This window comes from Paracoccus niistensis (assembly GCF_042432925.1).
Lineage (GTDB): Bacteria > Pseudomonadota > Alphaproteobacteria > Rhodobacterales > Rhodobacteraceae > Paracoccus > Paracoccus niistensis.
This window is the reverse complement of sequence record NZ_JBHLWE010000054.1, coordinates 1-22,971: the sequence shown is the minus strand read 5'-3', so window position 1 is coordinate 22,971 and position 22,971 is coordinate 1. Positions and strand designations below refer to the sequence as shown.

Sequence of the window (22,971 nt, the reverse complement as noted above, 5' to 3'; positions counted from 1 at the left end):
ACGTGGCCGATCGTCCCGATGTTGACGTGCGGTTTCGTCCGTTCGAATTTTGCCTTTGCCATCGCAAAGCTCTCCTTGAATCTCGGGTGAAGGCGGGCGGGGCTTTCACCCCGCCCGGAGCATCAGGCGTATTTCTTCTGGATCTCGTCCGAGATGTTCTGCGGCACGGCCTCGTAATGGTCGAACTGCATCGTGAACACCGCGCGGCCCGAGGACATCGAGCGAAGGTTGTTGATGTAGCCGAACATGTTGGCCAGCGGCACCATCGCGTCGATCACGTTGGCGTTGCCGCGGGTATCCTGGCCACGCACCATGCCGCGACGGCTGGTCAGGTCGCCGATGATCGAACCCGTGTATTCCTCGGGCGTGACCACCTCGACCTTCATGATCGGCTCGAGCAGCTTGGCGCCGGCCTTCCGCAGGCCTTCGCGCATCGCCGCACGGGACGCGATCTCGAAGGCCAGGACCGACGAGTCGACGTCGTGGAAGGCGCCGTCGATCAGCGCAACCTTGAAGTCGATGACCGGGAAGCCCGCCAGCGGCCCCGAGTCCATGACCGACTTGATGCCCTTCTCGACGCCGGGGACGTATTCCTTCGGCACCGCACCACCCACGATCTTCGATTCGAACGAGTAGCCCTCGCCCGGCTCGGTGGGGTTGATCTGCAGCTTGACGCGGGCGAACTGGCCCGTGCCACCGGTCTGCTTCTTGTGCGTGTAGTCGATTTCCGCCGGCTGCGAGATGGTCTCGCGATAGGCCACCTGCGGGGCGCCGATGTTCGCCTCGACCTTGAACTCCCGCTTCATGCGGTCGACCAGGATGTCGAGGTGAAGTTCGCCCATGCCCTTCATGATGGTCTGGCCCGACTCGAGATCGGTCTCGACGCGGAAGGACGGGTCCTCGGCGGACAGGCGCTGAAGGGCAAGGCCCATCTTCTCCTGGTCGGCCTTCGACTTCGGTTCCACCGCGATCTCGATGACCGGCTCGGGGAAGGTCATGGTTTCCAGAACCACCGGCTTGTTCGGGTCGCACAGCGTGTCGCCCGTGGTGGTGTCCTTCAGACCCGCCAGCGCGATGATGTCACCGGCGAACGCCTCTTCAATCTCCTCGCGGTTGATCGCGTGCATCATCATCATCCGGCCGACGCGCTCGCGCTTGCCCTTCGTCGAGTTCAGCATCGAGTCGCCCTTCTTCAGGGTGCCCGAATAGATCCGCGTGAAGGTCAGCGAGCCGACGAAGGGGTCGTTCATGATCTTGAAGGCCAGCGCCGAGAAGGGCTCGGCATCATCGGCCTTGCGGGCGATGTTGCGCTCTTCCGTCTCGTCGTCGGGGGCAAAGCCCATCAGCGCCGGGACATCGGTCGGGGCCGGCAGGAAGTCGATGACCGAGTTCAGCAGCGGCTGGACGCCCTTGTTCTTGAAGGCCGAACCTGCGGTGACGGGGAAGAACGCCAGGCTCAGCGTGCCCTTGCGGATCAGGCTGCGCAGCGTCGCCTCGTCGGGCTCGTTGCCTTCCAGGTAGGCTTCCATCGCCTCGTCGTCCTGTTCGACGGCGAGTTCGATCATCTTGCCGCGCCACTCGTCGGCGACGTCCTTCAGCTCGTCACGGATCGGCTGACGGACCCAGCTCGCGCCGAGGTCTTCGCCCTTCCAGATCCATTCTTCCATCTTGATCAGGTCGACGATGCCTTCCAGCTTGTCCTCGGCGCCGATCGGCAGGGCGATCGGGCAGGGGGTGCCGCCGGTGCGGTCCTTGATCATCCGGACGCAGTTGAAGAAGTCGGCGCCGATCTTGTCCATCTTGTTGACGAACACGATCCGCGGAACCTTGTAACGGTCAGCCTGGCGCCAGACGGTTTCCGTCTGGGGCTCGACGCCGGCGTTGGCGTCCAGAAGGCAGATGGCGCCGTCCAGAACCGCCAGCGAACGCTCGACCTCGATGGTGAAGTCCACGTGGCCGGGAGTGTCTATGATGTTGAAGCGGTACTTGGTCTCGGCGGTGCCTTCGGTCGTCGGATCTTCCTGGCGCTGCCAGAAGGTCGTGGTCGCGGCCGAGGTGATGGTGATCCCGCGTTCCTGCTCCTGCTCCATCCAGTCCATGGTGGACGCACCTTCGTGCGTCTCGCCCATCTTGTGGTTCTTGCCGGTGTAGAACAGGATCCGCTCGGTCGTGGTGGTCTTGCCGGCATCGATGTGGGCCATGATGCCGAAGTTGCGGTAGTGGTCGAGGGCGTAAACGCGCGGCATGTGCTCGGTCCTTACCAGCGATAGTGGCTGAACGCCTTGTTGGCGTCGGCCATCTTGTGGGTGTCTTCGCGCTTCTTCACCGCGGTGCCGCGGTTGTTCACCGCGTCGGCCAGCTCGCCGGCGAGCCGCTCTTCCATGGTGTTCTCGTTGCGCTTCTTGGCGGCGTCGATCAGCCAGCGGATCCCCAGCGCCTCGCGGCGGATGGGACGGACCTCGACCGGCACCTGGTAGGTGGCACCACCGACGCGGCGCGAACGCACTTCGACGGACGGCTTCACGTTGTCGAGGGCCTCGTGGAAGACCTCGATCGGCTCGCGCTTGAGACGGCCCTGAACGCGGTCAAGCGCGTTGTAGACGATCTTCTCGGCGACGGACTTCTTGCCGTCAACCATCAGGTTGTTCATGAATTTGGTCAGCACGCGATCGCCATACTTGGCGTCGGGCAGAACTTCGCGCTTCTCAGCTGCGTGACGACGGGACATGGCTCAGAACCTCACTTCGGACGCTTGGCGCCGTATTTCGAACGACGCTGACGACGATCTTTGACGCCCTGGGTATCCAGGACACCGCGCAGGATGTGGTAACGCACACCGGGAAGGTCTTTGACCCGGCCGCCGCGGATCAGCACGACGCTGTGTTCCTGGAGGTTGTGCTTTTCACCGGGGATGTAGCTGATGACCTCGAAGCCATTGGTCAGGCGCACCTTGGCGACCTTCCGCATGGCCGAGTTCGGCTTCTTCGGCGTGGTGGTGTAGACGCGCGTGCAGACGCCGCGCTTCTGAGGATTTCCCTGCAGGTGCTGCGACTTGGATCGCTGCACCTTGGGCTGCCGCGGATTGCGGATCAGCTGTTGGATCGTCGGCATTCGGTTCCCCGTCTTGCTTTGCGATACTCGCACCCGGGCTTGGTGCGCCACTTCTCGACAGCCTTTCGCGCCCATCGCGAAACGCCAAACCCATCCGAACCCGGTGTCGGGCTGGACGGGAAGATTTCCAGAGGATCAAGGCACGGGCCCGGATCGTGACCGTTATGGTTCTGGGGTTCCCGTCCGCTTTCGCGCCGGGTGCCGGGCGTATATGCGGATTCGTTCGCGGATGTCAATGAGGCGAGGGTTTCAGCGCCCCCACTTCGGCCGGTCCGCCCCCGGCAGCGCCGCGGCCCGCGCGGCCCGGTCCAGCGCCGGAAAGTCCACGCCGAAGCGTCGCGCGATCAGCGGCCCGAGGTCGGCGGGGGGATCGGCCCAGGGGAAGTTCGGTCCCAGCGCGCCCGAGTCGTTGTCGTGGTGGACCGCGCGCAGGAACATGGGCCGGTCGTTCAGGGCGATGCCGTTCATGTAGCTGCCGATCTTCCAGTGCTCGAAGTCGATGCAGGTCTCGGGCGCATCCGGGCGCTGCCAGATGATCAGCGCGACGCCGGTCGCATGGACATGGCGCGGCAGCGCCTCGACCCCCGCCTCGGTCGCTTTCAGGATCACGCCCTTCATGTAGTCGCAATAGCCCAGTCCGTTCCGACGCAGCATCGGCATCAGCAGGCGCAGGTCCTGCCGGGCGCGGGCCACGAAGTCGAAGGCCACGGCGTCGTCGTCGTCATGCTTGAACTGCCCCACCCACTCGGCCGTGGGGTCCACATGGGGATGGATCGCGCGGGCACAGGCGGCGCGGTGATGGTCCATCGGGGGCACCAGTTCCAGCCGGACCCGGGGATGGGCGGCCGCGATCTCGCGCAACCGGCCGAGGAATGGCTGCGGCAGGTCGGGGCCGGTCATGAGGACGAGGGTGTAATCGGGATCTGTCTGCCGGGTCAGGGCGGGCAGCGTCACAGCCTCGAACCAGTCCCAGCGGCGGGCCAGCCGCGCGGGGTCGTAAAGGAAGGCGCGGCGCTCCTCGATCGAGGCGTGGCGGACCTGGAAGCCGCGCCCGCCCAGATAGGAAAAGCGGCAAAGGCCCAGTAGCTGGGCGCGCATCACGGCCCGCCTTCGCGCAGGCGCCCCTCGCGCCAGATGGAATAAAGACCTGCGCCCACCACCAGCGCAGCACCTGCCCAGGTCCAGCCCGCCGGCCAGAGGCCGAAGATCGCGAGGTCCAGCAGGAAGGCGAAGATCAGCGAGGTGTAGCGGAAGGGCGAAACGAAGCCCACCTCGCCCACGCGCATCACGGCCACGGCACTCAGGTAGCCGATGGCGAGGAAGGCGGTCGAGATCCCGAGGCCCATCAGTTCATCCAGCGTGGGCCAGCGCCAGTCGCCCAGGCCGCCCACCAGGGGCGCGGCCAGCATCACCGACAGGGCCGCATAGAAGGCAATGGTGCTGGATCGGACGGCGGGGGTGAAGCTGCGGCTGGCGAGATCGCGCACGACGATCAGCAGCACCGAGGCCAGCGCCAGCACCGCCGCCGCGTCGAAGGCGCCGGTTCCGGGCCGCAGGATCAGCAGCACGCCCAGAAAGCCCACGCCCACGGCAGACAGCCTGCGCCAGCCCAGCCTTTCGCGGAAAACCAGCGCCGCGGCCAGCATAACCGCAAGCGGCAGGGCCTGCATGATGGCGGACAGCTCTCCGATGGACATGAACTGCAGCGCGAGCAGGTAGAGCAGCGTCGAGGAGACCTCGGCCACCGTCCGCAGCGCCAGCAGGAAGCGGTCGCGCGGGGCCGGGGGCCACCAGAGGACGCCGCCGTCGCGCTGCGCGATGGCCCACAGCAGAGCCGTGACGACAAGGCCGCGCAGGGCGATGGCCTCGGACAGGGGCAGCGTCTGCGTGACCATCTTGATGGCGGTGTCGTTGACCACGAAGGAGGCCATGGACAGGACCATGATCCCCGCCGCCAGCATGTTGTCGCCGTGCCGGGTCCGCGGCCGTGGCTCGGAAGCGGGCCGGACGCGCCGGTTCACCGACAGAAGGGGGGTTCGCATGGGAAAACCGTCCTGAGGCAGACCAATCCGGCTTAGGGCTTCGGCATGGGAATGCAAGGGGGGCGGATCGTCACCCCGGACCTGTGGGTGAGGCTGCCAAGCCACAGCAGGGCACTGACGATATGACGGTCCCTGCCCTGTTCATCCCCGCGCGAAGAAGGGCGCAGGCGCAGCCAGCCGGGGCCGGAATGAAAAAGGGCCCGGCGTGGTGCCGGGCCCTTTCCGTGGCGTCAGGACGCGATCATTCCTCGGGCGAGGTGATGACCGTGTCGATGTCGGCGTCCCGGGGCTCGGGCGCGGCCAAGGCGGCCGCCGCTTCGGCCTCGGCGCGGCGCGCCTCGATGACCTCGGCGTCTCGGTCCTCGGCGATGCGCTTGATCCGCGAGGTGGCCCCGCCGGTGCCGGCCGGGATCAGCCGGCCGACGATGACGTTTTCCTTCAGCCCGACCAGGCGGTCGCGCTTGCCCTGAACGGCCGCCTCGGTCAGCACGCGGGTCGTTTCCTGGAACGACGCCGCCGAGATGAACGAGCGCGTCTGCAGCGAGGCCTTGGTGATGCCCAGCAGCACGGGTTCGCCCTGTGCCGGACGGCCACCGCGGGCCTCTATCTTGGCGTTCTCCTCGTCGAACTCGTCGCGGTCCACGTGCTCGCCCTTCAGCAGCGTCGTGTCGCCCGAGTCGAGGATCTCGATCTTCTGCAGCATCTGGCGAACGATCACCTCGATGTGCTTGTCGTTGATCTTCACGCCCTGCAGCCGGTAGACGTCCTGCACCTCGTCGATGAGGTAGTCGGCCAGCGCCTCGATCCCCATGATCCGCAGGATGTCGTGCGGAGCCGGGTTCCCGTCCATGATGTAGTCACCCTTCTGCACGAAGTCGCCTTCCTGCACCGGGATGTGCTTGCCTTTCGGCACCATGTATTCGACGGGCTCGAGTCCTTCCTGCGACGGCTGAACGATAATCCGGCGCTTGTTCTTGTAGTCCTTGCCGAACTTCACCGTGCCGTCGATCTCGGCGATGATCGCGTGGTCCTTGGGACGGCGCGCCTCGAACAGTTCGGCCACGCGGGGCAGACCCCCGGTGATGTCCTTGGTGCGCGCGCCTTCGCGCGGGATCCGCGCAATGACGTCGCCCGCCTTGACCTCCTGGCCGTCCTCGATCGAGAGGATCGCATCGACCGACATCGGGTAGCTGACCGGGTTGCCCGCCTCGTTGCGGACCGGCTCGCCATCCTCGCCCATGATGATGATCTCGGGCTTGAGGTCGTTGCCTTTCGGCGCCGACCGCCAGTCCGTCACGATCTTCTGGGTCATGCCGGTAGCGTCGTCGGTGTCCTCGCGGACCGACAGGCCCGAGAGAAGGTCGACGAAGCGCGCGGTTCCCGCCTGCTCGGCGATGATCGGCAGGGTGTAGGGGTCCCATTCGAACAGCTTCTGGCCACGCGTCACGGAGTCGCCGTCCCGCACCATCAGCTTCGAGCCGTAGAACAGCTTGTGGCTGGCCAGCGCGGTGTCCTGATCGTTCATCACGTGCAGCTGCATCGAGCGGCTCATGACGATCAGCTCGCCATTCGCGTTTTCCAGCACGGCTTCGTTCTCGAAGCGGACCGTGCCTTCCTGGTTCGCCGCGATGAAGGACTGCTGGCCGCCCTGCGCGATGCCGCCGATGTGGAAGGTCCGCATCGTCAGCTGCGTGCCGGGCTCGCCGATCGACTGCGCGGCGATGATGCCGACAGCCTCGCCGATGTTGACCAGCGTGCCGCGGGCAAGGTCGCGCCCGTAGCACAGCGCGCAGACGCCGTCCTCGGCCTCGCAGGTCAGCGCCGAGCGGATGCGGACGTTCTGCACGCCCGCCGCCTCGATGGCATCGGCCTTGCGCTCGTCGATCAGCTCGTTGCGGCGGATCAGCACCTCGTCCGTGCCGGGCACCAGCAGGTCCTCGGCCGCGACGCGGCCCAGGATGCGCTCGCTGAGCGGCGAGATGACCTCGCCGTCGTTGATCGCGGCCGAGGCCGTGATCGCGCGCTCGGTGCCGCAGTCATGCTCGCGGATGATGCAGTCCTGCGCCACGTCTACCAGGCGGCGGGTCAGGTAGCCCGAGTTCGCCGTCTTCAGCGCGGTGTCCGACAGGCCCTTCCGGGCGCCGTGGGTCGAGTTGAAGTATTCAAGAACGGTCAGGCCTTCCTTGAAGTTCGAGATGATCGGCGTCTCGATGATCTCGCCCGAGGGCTTGGCCATCAGGCCGCGCATCCCGCCGAGCTGCTTCATCTGGCTGACCGAGCCCCGGGCGCCCGAATGGGCCATCATGTAGACCGAGTTCGGCTCCATCTCGGCGCCGTTCTCGTCCTGGTGCTTGGCCGAGATCGTGGCCATCATGGCCTCGGTCACGCGGTCGTTGCACTTCGACCAGGCGTCCACGACCTTGTTGTACTTCTCGCCCTGGGTGATCAGGCCGTCGAGATACTGCTGCTCGAATTCCTTCACCTGCTCCTGGACTTCGCCGACGATGTCCCACTTGGAGTCCGGGACCACCATGTCGTCCTTGCCGAAGGAGATGCCGGCGCGGAAGGCCTCGCGGAAGCCCATGCCCATGATCTGGTCGCAGAAGATCACCGATTCCTTCTGGCCGCAGTAGCGGTAGACGGTGTCGATGACGTTCTGGACGTCCTTCTTGCGCAGCAGGCGGTTGACCAGCTCGAACGGGGCCTTGGCGTTCTTGGGCAGCAGCGCGCCCAGACGGACCCGGCCGGGCGTCGTCTCGAAGCGCTTGATGACCTCGTTGCCGTCCTCGTCGATCTGCGGCAGGCGGCAGGTGATCTTGGAATGCAGATGCACGGCCCCGGCGGCCAGAGCGTGCTCCACTTCCTCGACCGAGCCGAAGGCCATGCCCTCGCCCACCATGCCGTCACGCTGCATGGTGGTGTAGTAGAGGCCAAGGACCATGTCCTGCGACGGCACGATGATCGGCGCGCCGTTGGCGGGCGACAGCACGTTGTTCGTGGACATCATCAGAACGCGCGCTTCCAGCTGGGCTTCCAGCGAAAGCGGCACGTGCACGGCCATCTGGTCGCCGTCGAAGTCGGCGTTGAAGGCCGAGCAGACCAGCGGGTGCAGCTGGATCGCCTTGCCTTCGATCAGGATCGGCTCAAATGCCTGGATGCCCAGGCGGTGGAGCGTCGGCGCGCGGTTCAGCAGCACCGGATGCTCGCGGATCACCTCGTCCAGGATGTCCCAGACCTCGGGGCGTTCCTTCTCCACCAGCTTCTTCGATTGCTTGACAGTCGTCGAATAGCCCTGCGCCTGCAGCTTGGAATAGATGAAGGGCTTGAACAGCTCGAGCGCCATCTTCTTCGGCAGGCCGCACTGGTGCAGCTTGAGTTCCGGGCCGGTCACGATGACCGAGCGGCCCGAGAAGTCCACGCGCTTGCCCAGCAGGTTCTGGCGGAACCGGCCCTGCTTGCCCTTCAGCATGTCCGACAGCGACTTCAGCGGGCGCTTGTTGTTGCCCGTGATGACGCGGCCGCGGCGGCCGTTGTCGAACAGCGCGTCCACGGATTCCTGCAGCATCCGCTTTTCGTTGCGCACGATGATGTCGGGCGCGCGCAGTTCGATCAGCCGCTTGAGTCGGTTGTTGCGGTTGATGACCCGGCGGTACAGGTCGTTCAGGTCCGAGGTCGCGAAGCGGCCGCCGTCCAGCGGGACCAGCGGGCGCAGTTCCGGCGGAATGACCGGGATCACGGTCATGACCATCCACTCGGGACGGTTGCCCGATTCCAGGAAGGATTCGACGATCTTCAGCCGCTTGATGATCTTCTTCGGCTTCAGCTCGCCCGTGGCTTCCTTCAGCTCGTCGCGCAGCTGGTCGGCCGTGGCCTGCAGGTCGATCGCCGACAGCATCTCGCGGATGGCTTCCGCGCCGATGTTGGCGGTGAAGGCGTCCACGCCATACTGGTCCTGCGCGTCCATGAACTCTTCCTCGGTCAGAAGCTGACCGTAGGTGAGGTCCGTCAGACCCGGCTCGATGACGACGTAGTTTTCAAAGTAGAGGATGCGTTCCAGGTCGCGCAGCGTCATGTCCAGCATCAGGCCGATCCGGGACGGAAGCGACTTTAGGAACCAGATATGCGCGACCGGGGCGGCCAGTTCGATATGGCCCATGCGTTCGCGGCGCACCTTCTGCAGCGTGACCTCGACGCCGCATTTCTCGCAGACGAGGCCGCGATACTTCATGCGCTTGTACTTGCCGCACAGGCACTCGTAGTCCTTGATCGGCCCGAAGATGCGCGCGCAGAACAGACCGTCACGTTCCGGCTTGAACGTGCGGTAGTTGATGGTTTCGGGCTTCTTCACCTCGCCGAATGACCAGGCGAGGATTTCCTCGGGCGAGGCCAGCGAGATGCGGATCTCGTCGAACTGTCGCGCCGGGGCGATCGGGTTGAAGGGATTGGTGGAGAGTTCCTGGTTCATCTGAATACCTTGTGAGTGGCGCGGATGGGGGAAGGTGCGTGGGGACCACGCACCCTACGGGCGGTAGGGCGCGTGGTTCCGCGCCGCATTATTCCCCGTCCTCCGCATCCAGGAGTTCCATGTTGAGGCCCAGACCCCGGACCTCCTTGACCAGCACGTTGAACGATTCCGGCACGCCGGCCTCGAAGTTGTCCTCGCCCTTGACGATCGACTCGTAGACCTTGGTCCGGCCCGCCACGTCGTCCGACTTCACCGTCAGCATCTCCTGCAGGGTGTAGGCGGCGCCGTAGGCTTCCAGAGCCCAGACCTCCATCTCGCCCAGACGCTGACCGCCGAACTGGGCCTTGCCGCCCAGCGGCTGCTGGGTGACCAGGCTGTAGGGACCGGTCGAACGCGCGTGCATCTTGTCGTCGACAAGGTGATGCAGCTTCAGGACATACTTGACGCCCACGGTCACGGGACGCGCGAACTGCTCGCCCGTGCGGCCGTCGAAGACGATCGACTGCCCCGAGGTGTCGAAGCCCGCCCGCGTCAAGGCGTCGTTGACATCGGCCTCCTTGGCGCCGTCGAAGACGGGGGTCGCGATCGGAACGCCGCCCCGGACCTGCTCGGCCCGCTCGACCAGGTCGTCGTCGCCCATGTCGCCGAACTCGGCTTCATAGGTGTCGTCGCCATAGCCGATGCGCATCGCCTCGCGGACGGGGGTCATGTTGCCGTTGCGCCGGTACTCCTGCAGCGCCTCGTCGATCTTGAGCCCCAGGCCGCGCGCGGCCCAGCCCATGTGGGTTTCGAGGATCTGTCCCACGTTCATGCGCGAGGGCACGCCCAGCGGGTTCAGCACCAGATCGACGGGGGTGCCGTCTGCCAGGAACGGCATGTCCTCCATCGGGACCACCTTGGACACGACGCCCTTGTTGCCGTGACGACCGGCCATCTTGTCGCCGGCCTGAAGCTTGCGCTTCACGGCGACGAACACCTTGACCATCTTCATCACGCCGGGGGGCAGGTCGTCGCCCTGACGGACCTTCTCGACCTTGTCCTCGAAGCGATTCTCCAGCGCCTTCTTCTGGACGTTGAACTGGTCCTGCAGCGCCTCGACCTCGCGGGCGGTGTCCTCGTCGGCAACCGCCAGCTGGAACCACTGGCCGCGCGAGAGCGTGCCCAGCAGGTCCTCGGTGATCTCCGAATTGGCGCGGACGCCCTTGGGCCCCTTCACCGCGGTCTGACCAAGGATCAAGGAACGCAGGCGCGCGTAGATGTTGCGCTCGAGGATCGCCATCTCGTCGTCGCGGTCACGCGCCAGACGCTCGACTTCCTCGCGCTCGATCTGCAGCGCACGCTCGTCCTTGTCCACGCCGTGGCGGTTGAAGACCCGCACCTCGACGATGGTGCCATAGGCGCCCGGCGGCAGGCGCAGCGAGGTGTCCCGCACGTCCGACGCCTTTTCGCCGAAGATGGCGCGCAGCAGCTTCTCTTCCGGCGTCATCGGGCTTTCGCCCTTGGGCGTGATCTTGCCCACGAGGATGTCGCCCGGACCCACTTCCGCACCGATATAGACGATGCCCGCCTCGTCGAGGTTGCGGAGCGCCTCCTCGCCGACGTTGGGGATGTCGCGGGTGATCTCTTCCGGCCCCAGCTTGGTGTCGCGCGCCGCCACCTCGTATTCGTCGATGTGGATCGAGGTGAACACGTCGTCGCGGTGGATCCGTTCCGAGATCAGGATCGAGTCTTCATAGTTGTAGCCGTTCCACGGCATGAAGGCGACGATCACGTTCCGGCCGATGGCCAGTTCGCCTTGGTCGGTCGAGGGACCGTCCGCGATCACCTGGTTCTTCATGACGCGGTCGCCCACCTTGACCAGCGGACGCTGGTTGATGGTCGAGGACTGGTTCGAGCGCTTGAACTTGCGCAGGCGATAGATGTCCACGCCCGCGTCGCCCGCGCCGAGGTCCTCGGTCGCCCGGACGACGATCCGGCTGGCGTCCACCTGGTCGATCACCCCACCCCGGCGCGCCATGATGGCAGCGCCCGAGTCACGCGCGACGGTGGCTTCCATGCCGGTGCCGACAAAGGGCGCCTCGGCCCGCAGCAGCGGCACGGCCTGACGCTGCATGTTCGAGCCCATCAGCGCGCGGTTGGCGTCGTCGTTTTCCAGGAACGGGATCAGCGCCGCCGCGACCGACACCAGCTGCTTGGGCGACACGTCGATCAGGTCGACGGCATCGACCGGGTTCAGCATGAAGTCGCCCGCCTGACGGGTCGAGACCAGCTCCTGGACGAACTTGCCGTCCTCATCCAGCTCGGCGTTGGCCTGCGCGACAGTGTGGCGCATCTCCTCGGTGGCCGACATGTAGACCACGTCGTCCGTCACCTTGCCCTCGACAACCTTGCGGTAGGGGGTCTCGATAAAGCCGTACTTGTTCACGCGGGCATAAGTGGCCAGCGAGTTGATGAGGCCGATGTTCTGGCCTTCCGGCGTCTCGATCGGGCACATCCGGCCGTAATGGGTCGGGTGAACGTCGCGCACCTCGAAGCCCGCACGCTCGCGGGTCAGACCGCCCGGCCCGAGCGCCGACAGACGACGCTTGTGCGTCACTTCGGACAGCGGGTTGGTCTGGTCCATGAACTGCGACAGCTGCGAGGAACCGAAGAACTCGCGCACGGCAGCGGCCGCAGGCTTGGCGTTGATCAGGTCCTGCGGCATCACGGTGTCGATCTCGACGCCCGACATCCGCTCGCGGATCGCACGCTCCATCCGCAGCAGGCCGATGCGGTACTGGTTCTCCATCAGCTCGCCGACCGAACGCACCCGGCGGTTGCCGAGGTGGTCGATGTCGTCGATCTCGCCCTTGCCGTCGCGCAGTTCCACCAGCCCGCGGATACAGGCCACGATGTCCTCGTGACGCAGCGTGCGCTGGGTGTCGGGCGCGTCGAGGTCGAGACGCATGTTCATCTTGACCCGGCCCACGGCGGACAGGTCATAGCGCTCGGAATCGAAGAACAGGCTGTTGAACAGCGCGCTCGCCGCCTCGACGGTCGGCGGCTCGCCCGGACGCATCACGCGATAGATGTCCATCAGCGCGCCGTCGCGGTTCATGTTCTTGTCGGCTGCCATGGTGTTGCGGATGTAGGGGCCGACGTTGACATGGTCGATGTCCAGCACCGGGATCTCGGTGATCCCGTTGTCCAGCAGCACCTTCAGCAGGCCGCCCGAAAGTTCGGTGCCGTCCTTGCTGTATTCGGCGGTGATCTCGTCACCCGCCTCGGCGTAGATCAGGCCGGTGTCCTCGTTGATGATGTCGCGCGCGATGAAGCGGCCGACGATCCGCTCGAAGGGAACCAGCAGGTTCGTGGCTTCGCCCGATTCGATCAGCTTCTTGACCAGGCGCGGCGTCACCTTGTCGCCGGCCTTGGTGATGACCTCGCCGGTATCGGCGTTGACCAGGTCGAAGCTGGGACGGGTGCCGCGCATCCGTTCCGGGAAGAAGCGGGTGACCCAGGCGCCGGCGGTCCCGCGCGAGGCTTTCTGCAGCTTGTAGTCCACGGTGTCGTAGAACGCGGACATGATCGCGTCCTGGTCCATCCCCAGCGCATACAGCAGCGTCGTCACCGGCAGCTTGCGGCGGCGGTCGATGCGCGCGAAGACCAGGTCCTTGGCGTCGAACTCGAAGTCGAGCCACGAGCCGCGATAGGGAATGATGCGGCAGGCAAACAGCAGCTTGCCCGAGGAATGGGTCTTGCCGCGGTCATGGTCGAAGAACACGCCGGGCGAACGGTGCATCTGCGACACGACCACGCGCTCGGTCCCGTTCACGATGAACGTCCCGTTCTGCGTCATGAGCGGCATGTCGCCCATGTAGACGTCCTGTTCCTTGATGTCCTTCACCGCGCGGGTGCCCGAGTTCTCGTCGACATCGAACACGATCAGGCGCAGCGTGACCTTGAGCGGCGCGGCATAGGTCATGTCGCGCTGCTGGCATTCGTCCACGTCGTATTTCGGCTTCTCGAGCTCGTATTTCACGAACTCCAGCGTGGCGGTCTCATTGAAGTCCTTGATCGGGAAGACCGACTGGAAGACGCCCTGGATGCCGTCTCCGTCCCGGTGGCCCTCGCCCTCGCCCGAATTGAGGAACAGGTCGTAGGACGCCTTCTGAACCTCGATGAGGTTCGGCATTTCCAGGACTTCGCGGATGTTGCCGTAATAGCGCCGGATGCGCTTCTGGCCGACGTAGGATTGCGCCATGTAGGTTTATCGCCTTTCGTCATCGCGCGCCGGCTCGTCGGGGCCCGGGCCGGCGGCTTGCGAACAACAGGGGTGCGGTTCCATTCGTGCCGCGCGTCCCACCGCGCAACTCCCGAACCGCAAACTCGCCCTGAAGGATGTCCGTCCCATCTATGGGGCCGCCAGGCATCCTTCAAGACGTGTTCGGCAGGGTCCAGGAAACCCCGGACCCTGCCCTTGTCTTCCAATCCGCGCGGAGGCGCGAATTACTTCAGCTCGACCTTGGCGCCAGCCGCTTCGAGCTTCTTCTTCATTTCCTCGGCGTCGGCCTTGGCCGCGCCTTCCTTGACCTTGCCACCGGCTTCGACCAGGTCCTTGGCCTCTTTCAGGCCCAGGCCGGTGATCGCGCGCACTTCCTTGATCACGTTGATCTTGTTGGCGCCGGCGTCGGTCAGGACGACGTCGAATTCGGTCTTCTCTTCCTCGGCGGGGGCAGCGGCGCCACCGGCCGGGCCGGCCATCATGACCGCGCCGCCGGCGGCGGGCTCGATGCCGTATTCGTCCTTCAGGATCGTCTTCAGTTCCTGGGCCTGCAGCAGGGTCAGGTTGACAATTTGTTCGGCGAGTTGCTTCAGATCAGCCATTTTTCCGTTCTTTCCAGTCAGGTTGTTCCAACGTCGGGGCTTCAGGCCGCCAGACGGGACGGGATTGCCTCAGGCAGCCTCACGCTCTTCGAGCGTGGACAGGATGCCCGCGATGTTGCTGGCAGGCGCGCCGATCGCGCCGGCGATGTTCGAAGCCGGGGCGCCGATGCAGGCCACGATCGAAGCGATAAGCTCCTCGCGCGACGGCATCTGGGCCACGGATTTCACACCGGCCGGATCCAGAGCGTTCTCGCCCATGGCCCCGCCAAGGATGACGAACTTGTCGTTCGTCTTGGCATAGGCATCCGCGACCTTGGCCGCAGCCACGGGGTCCTCGGAAAAGGCGAGCACGGTCATGCCCGTCAGGTAATCGGCGATCGAAGCCGCCGGCTTCCCTTCCAGGGCGATCTTGGCGAGCCTGTTCTTGGCAACGCGGACAGCACCCCCGGCGTCGCGCATCTGCGCGCGCAGGGTCTGCATCTCGGCAACCGTCATCCCCTCGTAGCGGGCAACCACCACGACGCCAGAGCTTTCAAAGATCTGGCCGAGTTCCTCGACCACCTGTTCTTTTTGGGCTCTATCCACGGTTCACTCCACGTTGGGGGTTTCCCCCCGGCTCACTTGTCCCGGCCACCTTGCGGCGGCAGGGGCGGGTCCTTGGGCGATGGACCCGAGAGCGCCCCAAAGGTGGAACCTTTGCGGAAAAATCTCGACTTCCATCTCGGGAAGGACTTAACGGCGTTCACGCGCCGGCCCTCCGTCTCGGACAGGAACAGGGCAGCCGCGAATCGCAGCCGCACCTGAAGGGACGGTCATAGACCGGCTTGCTCCGGGTTTCAAGCGGCTCAGAGGGCGTGGCCTCTTGGCGCGAAACACGTTAAGCGCGAGTACGCCGGGGTAGATTTTTCAAGGTGCAGGATGGAACCCGATATTTTCGGATACATGCGTTTTTCGTATCTGGGACGAAGCGATGCAAAGCTGACACGAAGCACGGAGGATCTCGAGCAGCGCAAGGAGATCCTTTACGCGCCGGAACGGCTCAAGGAGCGGTTCTATTTCTTTGAAAAGATATGTCTTCCCTCCCTTCGCTGGCAAACCGACAAGAATTTCCGCTTTGCGATCTTCACCTCACCCGAGCTTCCCCGGAAATACAAGAAGCGCCTTGCCAGCGCGGCACGCAGCGTTCCGCAGATCGAGATCGTTTACGACAGGAATCCAATTCTCAATCGCGCGATCGATTCGTGGATCCGCAAGCAGCCGATCGTGCAGACCCACCGGACGCTGCATTTCAGACTTGATGATGACGACGCGCTGGCCAGCGACTTCATCGAGACCCTGCGCAGCAACATGCCGAATGTTCCCGATCACGGCCTGATCAGCCGCCCGACGGGACTGCTGCTGATCCAGACGGCCGACGACGCCGAACTGCTGGCGAAATTCGAACCCAACATCGCCATCGGTTTTGCCTTGGTGAATCCGCCCGGCCACATTCACAATCCTTATGACCTCAAGCATGGCGGCCATTACCGGATCGCCCCGTCGCTGGTTCTTCCGGGTCCGCTGGCCTATATCCACACGGCCCATGCGCAATCCGACACGATTGCCGCGCAGAAACGGAAGCTCAATCACGCCCGCGCGGAACATGCCGCCTATTTCGGAGACCGCCCGAGGCGGTTCATGATGGCCGTCCAGCGTCAGTTCGGCGGCCACAAACCGTCCCATTTTCTCAGCATCATGCATAGGGCACCTAGCCAGAGAGCCGCGCGGCGCAGCCAGAAAGCCATCGCAGCTCAGTACCCGGAGGCCCTCGCCCTCACCGCCGGAGAATGAAAACGAGAAAAGCCCCGGCATTTCTGCCGGGGCTTTCCGTTCTGTGACAGGAGCCTGTTCAGCCCTGGGTTGCCGAGGTCAGGTCCAGCGACACGCCCGGACCCATGGTCGAGCTGATCGAGACCTTCTTCACATAGGTGCCCTTGGCGCCCGAGGGCTTGGCCCGGTTCACCGCATCCACGAAAGCGCGGATGTTCTGCGCCAGCTTCTCGGTGTCGAACGAGGCCTTGCCGACGCCGGCATGGACCACGCCCGCCTTCTCGGCCTTGAACTGGACCTCGCCGCCCTTGGCGTTGCCGACGGCGCCGGCCACGTCCATCGTCACCGTGCCGACCTTGGGGTTCGGCATCAGGTTGCGCGGGCCGAGGATTTTCCCCAAGCGGCCGACCAGCGGCATCATGTCCGGGGTGGCGATGCAGCGATCGAAGTCGATCTTGCCGCCCTGGATGGCTTCCATCAGGTCCTCGGCGCCGACGATGTCAGCCCCGGCGGCTTTCGCTTCCTCGGCCTTCGGGCCGCGGGCGAAGACCGCCACGCGGACGTCCTTGCCGGTGCCGTTCGGCAGCGTCACGACGCCGCGGACCATCTGGTCGGCGTGGCGCGGATCGACGCCCAGGTTCATCGCGATCTCGACTGTTTCGTCGAACTTCGCCGTGGCGTTGGCCTTGACCAGCGTGACGGCGTCTTCCACGGCCAGGTTCGCCTTGCCCTCGAAGGCGGCGCGGGCGGCGGCTTGCTTCTTTGCGAGTTTTGCCATGTCGATCAGCCCTTCACTTCGATGCCGATGGAGCGGGCCGAGCCGAGAACGATCTGCATCGCGGCCTCGATGTCGTTGGCCGACAGGTCCTTCATCTTCAGTTCGGCAATCTCGCGGACCTGCTTGGCCGTCACGGTGCCGGCGGTCGCACGACCGGGCTTTTCCGAGCCCTTGGCGCGGTTGCGCTTGCCCTGCGGCTTCAGGCCGGCGGCCTTCTTCAGCAGGAAGGACGCGGGCGGGGTCTTCGTCTCGAAGGTGAAGGACTTGTCCGCGTAATAGGTGATCACGGTCGGAACGGGCGAGCCCGCTTCCATTTCCTGCGTGCGGGCGTTGAACGCCTTGCAGAATTCCATGATGTTGATCCCGCGCTGACCCAGCGCCGGACCGATGGGCGGGGACGGGTTCGCCTGCCCCGCCTTGACTTGCAGCTTGAGGCTGCCGACGACTTTCTTGGCCATGGGGCCCTCTCCTTGTCATCACGCCCCCACCCGGAATTGGGCACGGGGCCGACTTAGCGGTCCGGCGCGGGGCCCGGTCGGGGCCGCGCCTCCCGCGCACAGATCACGAGGTCTTGGAAACCTGCGTGAATTCCAGTTCGACCGGCGTCGGCCGGCCGAAGATCGAGACGGTGACCTTGATGCGGCTCGACACGTCGTCGACCTCTTCCACCATGCCCGAGAAGCCCTCGAAGGGACCGTCGGTCACGTTCACCTTCTCGCCGACCTCGAAGCGGATCAGGTTGCGCGGCGCAACCTCGGCCCCGCCCTGGCCCGAGCGGTTCAGCATCGCGTTCACCTCGTCGTCGCGCATGGGCATGGGCTTGCCATGCGCGCCGAGGAAACCGGTGACGCGGTTGATCGAGTTCACCAGGTGATAGGTCTTGTCCGACAGGTCCATGTGGACCAGCACGTAGCCGGGCATGAAGCGGCGTTCCGACGTGACCTTCTTGCCGCGCCGGATCTCGATCACTTCCTCGGTGGGGACCACCACGTCGTCGATCTCGTCTTCCAGGCCCTTCTCGGCCACGGCCTGACGGATCGCCTCGGCCACCTTCTTCTCGAAGTTGGACAGGACGCTGACCGAATACCACCGCTTTGCCATCGACTGCTCGTCCCCTGCTTCAACTCTGCGGCCGCGCGGGCCGGCTTGGGCCCGAAAACTGAAACGGCGCGCATACCGAATCGATGCACGCCGGTCGCCGGGCAGGTCGGCCGGACATATCCGCCCGGACCGTGGATTGCAAGCGCGGTCAGCCGACGGCGGTCAGGACCGTCGTCACGCCCCAGCGGATCAGCAGATCCACCAGGAAGAAGAACAGGCTGAACAGGCCCGCCATGACGAAGACCATGATCGTCGTGGTGACGACCTCGCGCCGGCCCGGCCAGACGATCTTGGCGGCTTCGGCGCGGACCTGGCTGATGAACTGGGCGGGGTTGGTCATGGGAGTCCCTTGCGTTGCAGCGGCCCAGATAAGCCCCCGTCCCCCCGATGGCAAGGCCGCAGGCGCGTCATGGCAGCCTCTGCGCCCGATGCCGCACCCGTCAGCGAATGTGCGTGGGACCAGAGGCCAACGCAGGGTGTCCGAAGCCGGCAGCCTCAGGGCCGTAGCAGCGTCGTGCACTCGAGCGCCGCCAGTCGTTCGAGATCGGCGGCATAGGCCTCGCGGCAGCGGCTGGCCGTTTCGGGGTCCATCAGCTTCGGCGCGGGGGACGCCGGGCCGCGCGGATGGCGCGCCTTGGCGTCGCGCGCAAGCCGGGCCAGATCGGCATGGGGCTGGGCCATGGCCCGTTCCAGCACCTCGGCATAGGCGGGCTGCGACAGGCCCACGATCGCGGGCGGCGGGTTCTCGGCCCCGGCTGCAAGCGCCCCGGGCAGCATCTGCGCCAGAATCTGCGGGCGCAGGACGCCGTAATCCTCGTAAGGCCAGACGACCAGCCGCGCCACGCCGCGGACCGACAGCAGGCGTTCGGCCAGATGCGCCCAGGACAGGCGGGCCGGGTCGAAGCCGTCCAGATAGTCGGCCAGCAGCAGCTCGTGCCCTCCCATCACCTGCATGGCGAAGGCCGAGGTCAGAAAGGCGCAGGGCTCCCGCACGGCAAGAAAGACCGTGGCGGGACGATGCCGCAGCATCCCGGTCAGGCGCGCGACCCGCGCCCGCGCCTGCGGATAGATGACGTGACCCTCCCCCATCAGCCCCTCGCGCCGGAGGCTGCCGAGGATGTTCTCTTCCGAGATCATCACCTCGGGCCAGGTGGCGCAGGTTACGTCCAGCCGCCGGCGCAGCCGCCCGCGCAGGCGGGCTGCGTCAGGCCCCTCGCCCAGCGCCGCCCCCAGCCGGGTCACGCCGCCGCGCCAGTGCTGGACGTCCGAATAATGGATGCCCGAAGCCAGCATGCGCGGGATCAGCCCGCGCAGCGTCTGCTGCAGATGCGTGGATGCGGTCTTGTGCGCCCCCAGATGGATCGTCAGCGACATGGCGCGGCGTCCTCGATGGGCGGTCTGGCAGGGGCAGGGGGACTCGAACCCACGACCCTCGGTTTTGGAGACCGATGCTCTACCAACTGAGCTATACCCCTAGGCCGAGCGCCGGATTACGGCAGGATCGGCGATGGCGCAAGATGAAACTGCGCTCATGCCGGAAGCGGTTCGGGGGCCATATCCGGCGCGGCGACCAGGAAGCCGCCCGACTGCCGCGCCCAGAGCCGGGCATAAAGCCCTCCCGCCGCCAGCAGCTCGGCATGGGTGCCCTGTTCGACGATCCGGCCCCGGTCCATGACCACCAGCCGGTCCATCGCGGCGATGGTGGACAGGCGGTGCGCGATGGCGATCACGGTCTTGCCCGCCATCAGCCGCTCCAGCTGCGCCTGGATCGCGGCCTCGACCTCGCTGTCGAGCGCGCTTGTGGCCTCGTCCAGCACCAGGATCGGCGCGTCCTTCAGCGCGACGCGGGCAATGGCGATACGCTGGCGCTGGCCGCCCGACAGCTTCACGCCCCGCTCGCCCGCGTGGGCGTCAAGGCCCCGGCGTCCCTCGTTGTCGGCAAGTCTCGGGATGAACTCGGCGGCCTCGGCCAGCCTTGTCGCAGCCTCGATCTGCGCAGGCGAGGCATCGGGGCGGCCATACGCGATATTGTCGCGGACCGAGCGGTGCAGCAGGCTTGAATCCTGCGTGACCACGCCGATGGCCGCGCGAAGACTGTCCTGCGTGACCTGCGAGATGTCCTGCCCGTCGATCAGGATGCGCCCTGATTCGACGTCATGGAAGCGCAGCAGCAGGTTGATGAGCGTGGACTTCCCCGCGCCCGAGCGGCCGACAAGCCCGATCCGCTCGCCCGGCCGGATGTCCAGCGTCAGGCCGTCCAGCACGGCCATCGGCCGTTCCGAGGGATCCGCATCATAGCGGAAGGTCACGTTCTCGAAACGGACGGCGCCCTGCGTCACGGTCAGGGGCCTGGCGCCCGGCGCATCCACCACCATGCGCGGCAGGGCCAGACTGCCGATGCCGTCGCGCACGGTGCCGATGTTCTCGAACAGCGCGGCGAATTCCCACATGATCCAGTGGCTCATGGTGTTGAGCCGCATGGCCAGCGGCACCGCCACGGCGACCGCGCCCACCGGGACGGTCCCGTTCGTCCACAGCCACAGCCCCAGTGCCGCCGACGACCCGACAAGCGCCGCGTTCAACAGGTTCAGCGTGATGTCCTGCGCGGCGGCCAGCCGCATCTGCCGGTGGACGGTGCCCAGGAAACCGTCCATCGATTCGCGGGCAAAGGCTTCCTCGCGCGCGGAATGGCTGAACAGCTTGACCGTGGCGATGTTGGTATAGGCATCGACGATCCGGCCCGTCATCTCGGCCCGCGCGCCCGCCTGTGCCTCGGCCGCACGGCCCAGGCGGGGGATCAGCACCCACAGCAGGACCCCGTAGCCCAAGCCCCAAGCGGCAAAAGGCAAGGCCAGCCGCCAGTCCTGCGAGGCCGCCAGCGCCAGCGCCCCCGCGAAGTAGACGGCGACATAGACGGCCACGTCCATGACCTTCATGGCCACCTCGCGGACGGCAAGCGCTGTCTGCATCAGCTTTGTGGCGATCCGGCCCGCGAATTCGTCCTGAAAGTAGCCCAGGGACTGGCGCAGCAGATAGCGGTGCGCCTGCCAGCGGATGCGCTGGGGGAAGTTGCCCAGCAGCGTCTGGTGCATCACCAGCGCGCTGAGGATGTTCAGCGCCGGCAGCACCGCCAGCAGCAGGACCGCCATCCAGACAGCCCTCTCTCCCTCCAGCACCCAGAACTCCGAGGGCGGCGTGTCGGCCAGCCGGTTCACCAGTTCGCCCAGATAGCCGAACAGCACGACCTCGCCGATGGCGATCAGGGCCGAGGTCGCCGCCAGCAGCACGAGCCAAGGCAGCGCCCCGCGCGAGCAATGCAGCACGAAGGCCACCAGTCCGCGCGGCGGCATCCTGGGCGGGTCCTGCGGATAGGGGTCGAGGCGCCGCTCGAACCAACTGAACATGGCCGTCCTCATTTCCTGTCGCGGCGCAGGTCCAAGCTCTCGGGGGGCTGCCCGGTTCCGTGGCAAGGAGGCGGGTTCAGTCCTCCGACAGTTCCCGCGCGATGGCCGCCATGCGATCCTGCGGCAGTGGCGGCGGGGCCGAAAAGCCCGCAAGCCCCTCGCCCAGGTAGGCCTGCGAGGTCACGTCATGGATCTCGTGCATCGGCATGACATGGGCATGGGCGTGCGGGACATGAATGCCGGTGAAGAACATGGCCACCCGCTCGACCTCATAAAGCCGCTTCATCCGGCGGGCGAGCACCTGGCTGCACTCCACGACCCGCGCGGCGAGAGGCGCCGGAACATCCTCGAACCAGACATGATGTGCCTTGGGAATGACAAGCACATGGCCGGGGAGGATCGGATGGAGGTCGAGAAAGGCCATGATCTCGTCGTCCTCGTGGACGATATGAGTGGGAAGCTCACGCCGGACAATGCGGCAGAACAGGCAGTCGTGGGCCATGGAGCCTTTCCTGCGGTACGGAAGGATTCATCGGCACGAACGACGGAGGTCGGCCGCATCGCCGTGACGTGTCGCCAGGCGATCTGCCGCTGCTCCGGCGCGAGATCACGGGCTGAGGGGCAAGCGCTCCAGCCCATCCCACTCGATAGGTTGCGGCGGCCTGAGGCGCGGGTCCGACAGGCCCAGTTGCCGCAGCGTGTAACCATGTTTGGCGAAGTTGCACAGACCGCAGGCAATGACGACGTTTTCGGCGTTCGAGCGTCCACCATGGCTGTGTGGAACCACATGGTCGTACTGCAGCCAGAGGGCGGCGAAACCGGCGTGCTGGCGCCGCAGGTCATGGCTGTCCCAAGGAACCGCCTCCGGATACAGCGCATGGGCAATCTTGCGGATGCCTGCCCCTGATCAACGGAAGGGCGCAATACCTGCATCTGTAGCCGTCCCGGGCAAGCACCTCGGCCCTGACGGGCGCAGCAATGGCGCGATCAGGGTCACGCTGCTCCCTTGGAACCAGGCGGGTGTCACCATCTGGATGGGGGTAGAGGACATTCTTCTCGACATCATACCAGCAAGGATTGAGCCAGAAGAATACGGCCAGCGTATCGGCCGCCTTGAACTTGAGCCGGGCAGTCTCGAAGTCGCCTGCCAGATGCGCGTCGACGGCCATTGCAAGATTGTCGCGCGCCGCGAAGAGCGCCGGAACGGGTTCCTTGATGCAGTGCTTCATGCAGGCTCGTCTCAGGATATGTGCAGTTTCGAGCATTGCTGGAGCATGGGGCAGCATGGCGCAACGACATTACTTTGAGCGATAAGCTGTCTCTTCCGCCACGCAAAAGGCCCGCCCCTTTGGGGCGGGCCTGTCGCGGTCTCGGGTGGGAGCCATGGGCTCCCGT

At 65.8% G+C, this 22,971-nt stretch carries 19 protein-coding genes and 1 tRNA gene; 1 reads left to right on the top strand and 19 read right to left on the bottom strand.

Going from position 1 to position 22,971, the window contains the following annotated elements; all coding sequences use genetic code 11:
• Nucleotides 1-122: 122 nt before the first annotated feature.
• The 9 genes from fusA to rplJ all read right to left on the bottom strand — a co-directional run bounded on the left by fusA (nucleotide 123) and on the right by rplJ (nucleotide 15,069).
• The gene (fusA, locus tag ACFFII_RS16935) at nucleotides 123-2,246 is read right to left on the bottom strand and encodes an elongation factor G (protein ID WP_377700046.1); all 2,124 of its coding nucleotides are present in this window, start codon (nucleotides 2,244-2,246) and stop codon (nucleotides 123-125) included.
• A gap of 11 nt (nucleotides 2,247-2,257) precedes the next feature.
• Nucleotides 2,258-2,728 (bottom strand): 30S ribosomal protein S7, encoded by a 471-nt coding sequence (gene rpsG, locus ACFFII_RS16930; RefSeq protein ID WP_036703027.1) that lies wholly within the window; start codon nucleotides 2,726-2,728, stop codon nucleotides 2,258-2,260.
• Nucleotides 2,729-2,739: 11 nt separating this feature from the next.
• Nucleotides 2,740-3,111 carry a 30S ribosomal protein S12 gene (rpsL, locus tag ACFFII_RS16925; protein ID WP_036707536.1) on the bottom strand — a complete coding sequence of 124 codons (372 nt, stop codon included), beginning with the start codon at nucleotides 3,109-3,111 and terminating at the stop codon, nucleotides 2,740-2,742.
• Between the two features lie 249 nt (nucleotides 3,112-3,360).
• Nucleotides 3,361-4,209: a glycosyltransferase gene (locus ACFFII_RS16920; protein WP_377700045.1), complete on the bottom strand. Its 849-nt coding sequence runs from the start codon at nucleotides 4,207-4,209 to the stop codon at nucleotides 3,361-3,363.
• Nucleotides 4,209-5,153 carry a DMT family transporter gene (locus ACFFII_RS16915; protein WP_377700044.1) on the bottom strand — a complete coding sequence of 315 codons (945 nt, stop codon included), beginning with the start codon at nucleotides 5,151-5,153 and terminating at the stop codon, nucleotides 4,209-4,211. Before ACFFII_RS16915 ends, ACFFII_RS16920 begins: the two co-directional genes overlap by 1 nt.
• Nucleotides 5,154-5,394: 241 nt before the next feature.
• Entirely contained in the window at nucleotides 5,395-9,618 is a 4,224-nt protein-coding gene (gene rpoC / locus ACFFII_RS16910; protein ID WP_377700043.1) for a DNA-directed RNA polymerase subunit beta', read from the bottom strand.
• Between the two features lie 88 nt (nucleotides 9,619-9,706).
• Nucleotides 9,707-13,861: a DNA-directed RNA polymerase subunit beta gene (gene rpoB / locus ACFFII_RS16905; RefSeq protein ID WP_377700042.1), complete on the bottom strand. Its 4,155-nt coding sequence runs from the start codon at nucleotides 13,859-13,861 to the stop codon at nucleotides 9,707-9,709.
• A 245-nt stretch (nucleotides 13,862-14,106) separates the two neighbouring features.
• Nucleotides 14,107-14,484 carry a 50S ribosomal protein L7/L12 gene (rplL, locus tag ACFFII_RS16900; protein ID WP_090757357.1) on the bottom strand — a complete coding sequence of 126 codons (378 nt, stop codon included), beginning with the start codon at nucleotides 14,482-14,484 and terminating at the stop codon, nucleotides 14,107-14,109.
• Between the two features lie 69 nt (nucleotides 14,485-14,553).
• The gene (gene rplJ / locus ACFFII_RS16895) at nucleotides 14,554-15,069 is read right to left on the bottom strand and encodes a 50S ribosomal protein L10 (protein ID WP_377700041.1); all 516 of its coding nucleotides are present in this window, start codon (nucleotides 15,067-15,069) and stop codon (nucleotides 14,554-14,556) included.
• A gap of 333 nt (nucleotides 15,070-15,402) precedes the next feature.
• Here rplJ and ACFFII_RS16890 point away from each other — a divergent pair, with 333 nt between their 5' ends.
• The gene (locus ACFFII_RS16890; protein ID WP_377700040.1) at nucleotides 15,403-16,314 is read left to right on the top strand and encodes a glycosyltransferase; all 912 of its coding nucleotides are present in this window, start codon (nucleotides 15,403-15,405) and stop codon (nucleotides 16,312-16,314) included.
• A gap of 58 nt (nucleotides 16,315-16,372) precedes the next feature.
• Here the strand turns inward: ACFFII_RS16890 and rplA are convergent, their stop codons facing one another.
• The 10 genes from rplA to ACFFII_RS16840 form a co-directional block, all read right to left on the bottom strand.
• Nucleotides 16,373-17,071, bottom strand: coding sequence for a 50S ribosomal protein L1 (rplA, locus tag ACFFII_RS16885; protein ID WP_377700039.1), 699 nt, complete (start codon nucleotides 17,069-17,071; stop codon nucleotides 16,373-16,375).
• A 5-nt stretch (nucleotides 17,072-17,076) separates the two neighbouring features.
• The gene (gene rplK / locus ACFFII_RS16880; protein WP_377700038.1) at nucleotides 17,077-17,529 is read right to left on the bottom strand and encodes a 50S ribosomal protein L11; all 453 of its coding nucleotides are present in this window, start codon (nucleotides 17,527-17,529) and stop codon (nucleotides 17,077-17,079) included.
• Nucleotides 17,530-17,632: 103 nt separating this feature from the next.
• Nucleotides 17,633-18,172 carry a transcription termination/antitermination protein NusG gene (gene nusG, locus ACFFII_RS16875; protein ID WP_090757353.1) on the bottom strand — a complete coding sequence of 180 codons (540 nt, stop codon included), beginning with the start codon at nucleotides 18,170-18,172 and terminating at the stop codon, nucleotides 17,633-17,635.
• A 148-nt stretch (nucleotides 18,173-18,320) separates the two neighbouring features.
• Nucleotides 18,321-18,512, bottom strand: coding sequence for a preprotein translocase subunit SecE (secE, locus tag ACFFII_RS16870; RefSeq protein ID WP_090757352.1), 192 nt, complete (start codon nucleotides 18,510-18,512; stop codon nucleotides 18,321-18,323).
• Nucleotides 18,513-18,667: 155 nt separating this feature from the next.
• On the bottom strand, nucleotides 18,668-19,546 hold the full coding sequence (locus ACFFII_RS16865) for a hypothetical protein (RefSeq protein ID WP_377700037.1): 879 nt from the start codon (nucleotides 19,544-19,546) through the stop codon (nucleotides 18,668-18,670).
• Between the two features lie 25 nt (nucleotides 19,547-19,571).
• Nucleotides 19,572-19,647: transfer RNA gene (locus ACFFII_RS16860), tRNA-Trp, on the bottom strand.
• Nucleotides 19,648-19,701: 54 nt separating this feature from the next.
• Nucleotides 19,702-21,576, bottom strand: a complete 1,875-nt coding sequence (locus ACFFII_RS16855; RefSeq protein ID WP_377700036.1) for an ABC transporter ATP-binding protein — start codon at nucleotides 21,574-21,576, stop codon at nucleotides 19,702-19,704.
• A gap of 76 nt (nucleotides 21,577-21,652) precedes the next feature.
• Nucleotides 21,653-22,078 carry an HIT family protein gene (locus tag ACFFII_RS16850; RefSeq protein ID WP_377700034.1) on the bottom strand — a complete coding sequence of 142 codons (426 nt, stop codon included), beginning with the start codon at nucleotides 22,076-22,078 and terminating at the stop codon, nucleotides 21,653-21,655.
• 105 nt (nucleotides 22,079-22,183) lie between these two features.
• On the bottom strand, nucleotides 22,184-22,378 hold the full coding sequence (locus ACFFII_RS16845) for an HNH endonuclease (protein ID WP_377700047.1): 195 nt from the start codon (nucleotides 22,376-22,378) through the stop codon (nucleotides 22,184-22,186).
• A 37-nt stretch (nucleotides 22,379-22,415) separates the two neighbouring features.
• The gene (locus ACFFII_RS16840; RefSeq protein ID WP_377700033.1) at nucleotides 22,416-22,805 is read right to left on the bottom strand and encodes a hypothetical protein; all 390 of its coding nucleotides are present in this window, start codon (nucleotides 22,803-22,805) and stop codon (nucleotides 22,416-22,418) included.
• Nucleotides 22,806-22,971 lie beyond the last annotated feature (166 nt).

What these genes read in the sequence shown, in the direction of transcription:
- fusA (WP_377700046.1), bottom strand. Translation starts at nt 2,246, where the DNA reads ATGCCGCGCGTTTACGCCCTCGACCACTACCGCAACTTCGGCATCATG.
- rpsG (WP_036703027.1), bottom strand. Translation starts at nt 2,728, where the DNA reads ATGTCCCGTCGTCACGCAGCTGAGAAGCGCGAAGTTCTGCCCGACGCC.
- rpsL (WP_036707536.1), bottom strand. Translation starts at nt 3,111, where the DNA reads ATGCCGACGATCCAACAGCTGATCCGCAATCCGCGGCAGCCCAAGGTG.
- ACFFII_RS16920 (WP_377700045.1), bottom strand. Translation starts at nt 4,209, where the DNA reads ATGCGCGCCCAGCTACTGGGCCTTTGCCGCTTTTCCTATCTGGGCGGG.
- ACFFII_RS16915 (WP_377700044.1), bottom strand. Translation starts at nt 5,153, where the DNA reads ATGCGAACCCCCCTTCTGTCGGTGAACCGGCGCGTCCGGCCCGCTTCC.
- rpoC (WP_377700043.1), bottom strand. Translation starts at nt 9,618, where the DNA reads ATGAACCAGGAACTCTCCACCAATCCCTTCAACCCGATCGCCCCGGCG.
- rpoB (WP_377700042.1), bottom strand. Translation starts at nt 13,861, where the DNA reads ATGGCGCAATCCTACGTCGGCCAGAAGCGCATCCGGCGCTATTACGGC.
- rplL (WP_090757357.1), bottom strand. Translation starts at nt 14,484, where the DNA reads ATGGCTGATCTGAAGCAACTCGCCGAACAAATTGTCAACCTGACCCTG.
- ACFFII_RS16890 (WP_377700040.1), top strand. Translation starts at nt 15,403, where the DNA reads ATGGAACCCGATATTTTCGGATACATGCGTTTTTCGTATCTGGGACGA.
- rplA (WP_377700039.1), bottom strand. Translation starts at nt 17,071, where the DNA reads ATGGCAAAACTCGCAAAGAAGCAAGCCGCCGCCCGCGCCGCCTTCGAG.
- rplK (WP_377700038.1), bottom strand. Translation starts at nt 17,529, where the DNA reads ATGGCCAAGAAAGTCGTCGGCAGCCTCAAGCTGCAAGTCAAGGCGGGG.
- nusG (WP_090757353.1), bottom strand. Translation starts at nt 18,172, where the DNA reads ATGGCAAAGCGGTGGTATTCGGTCAGCGTCCTGTCCAACTTCGAGAAG.
- secE (WP_090757352.1), bottom strand. Translation starts at nt 18,512, where the DNA reads ATGACCAACCCCGCCCAGTTCATCAGCCAGGTCCGCGCCGAAGCCGCC.
- ACFFII_RS16865 (WP_377700037.1), bottom strand. Translation starts at nt 19,546, where the DNA reads ATGTCGCTGACGATCCATCTGGGGGCGCACAAGACCGCATCCACGCAT.
- ACFFII_RS16855 (WP_377700036.1), bottom strand. Translation starts at nt 21,576, where the DNA reads ATGTTCAGTTGGTTCGAGCGGCGCCTCGACCCCTATCCGCAGGACCCG.
- ACFFII_RS16850 (WP_377700034.1), bottom strand. Translation starts at nt 22,078, where the DNA reads ATGGCCCACGACTGCCTGTTCTGCCGCATTGTCCGGCGTGAGCTTCCC.
- ACFFII_RS16840 (WP_377700033.1), bottom strand. Translation starts at nt 22,805, where the DNA reads ATGAAGCACTGCATCAAGGAACCCGTTCCGGCGCTCTTCGCGGCGCGC.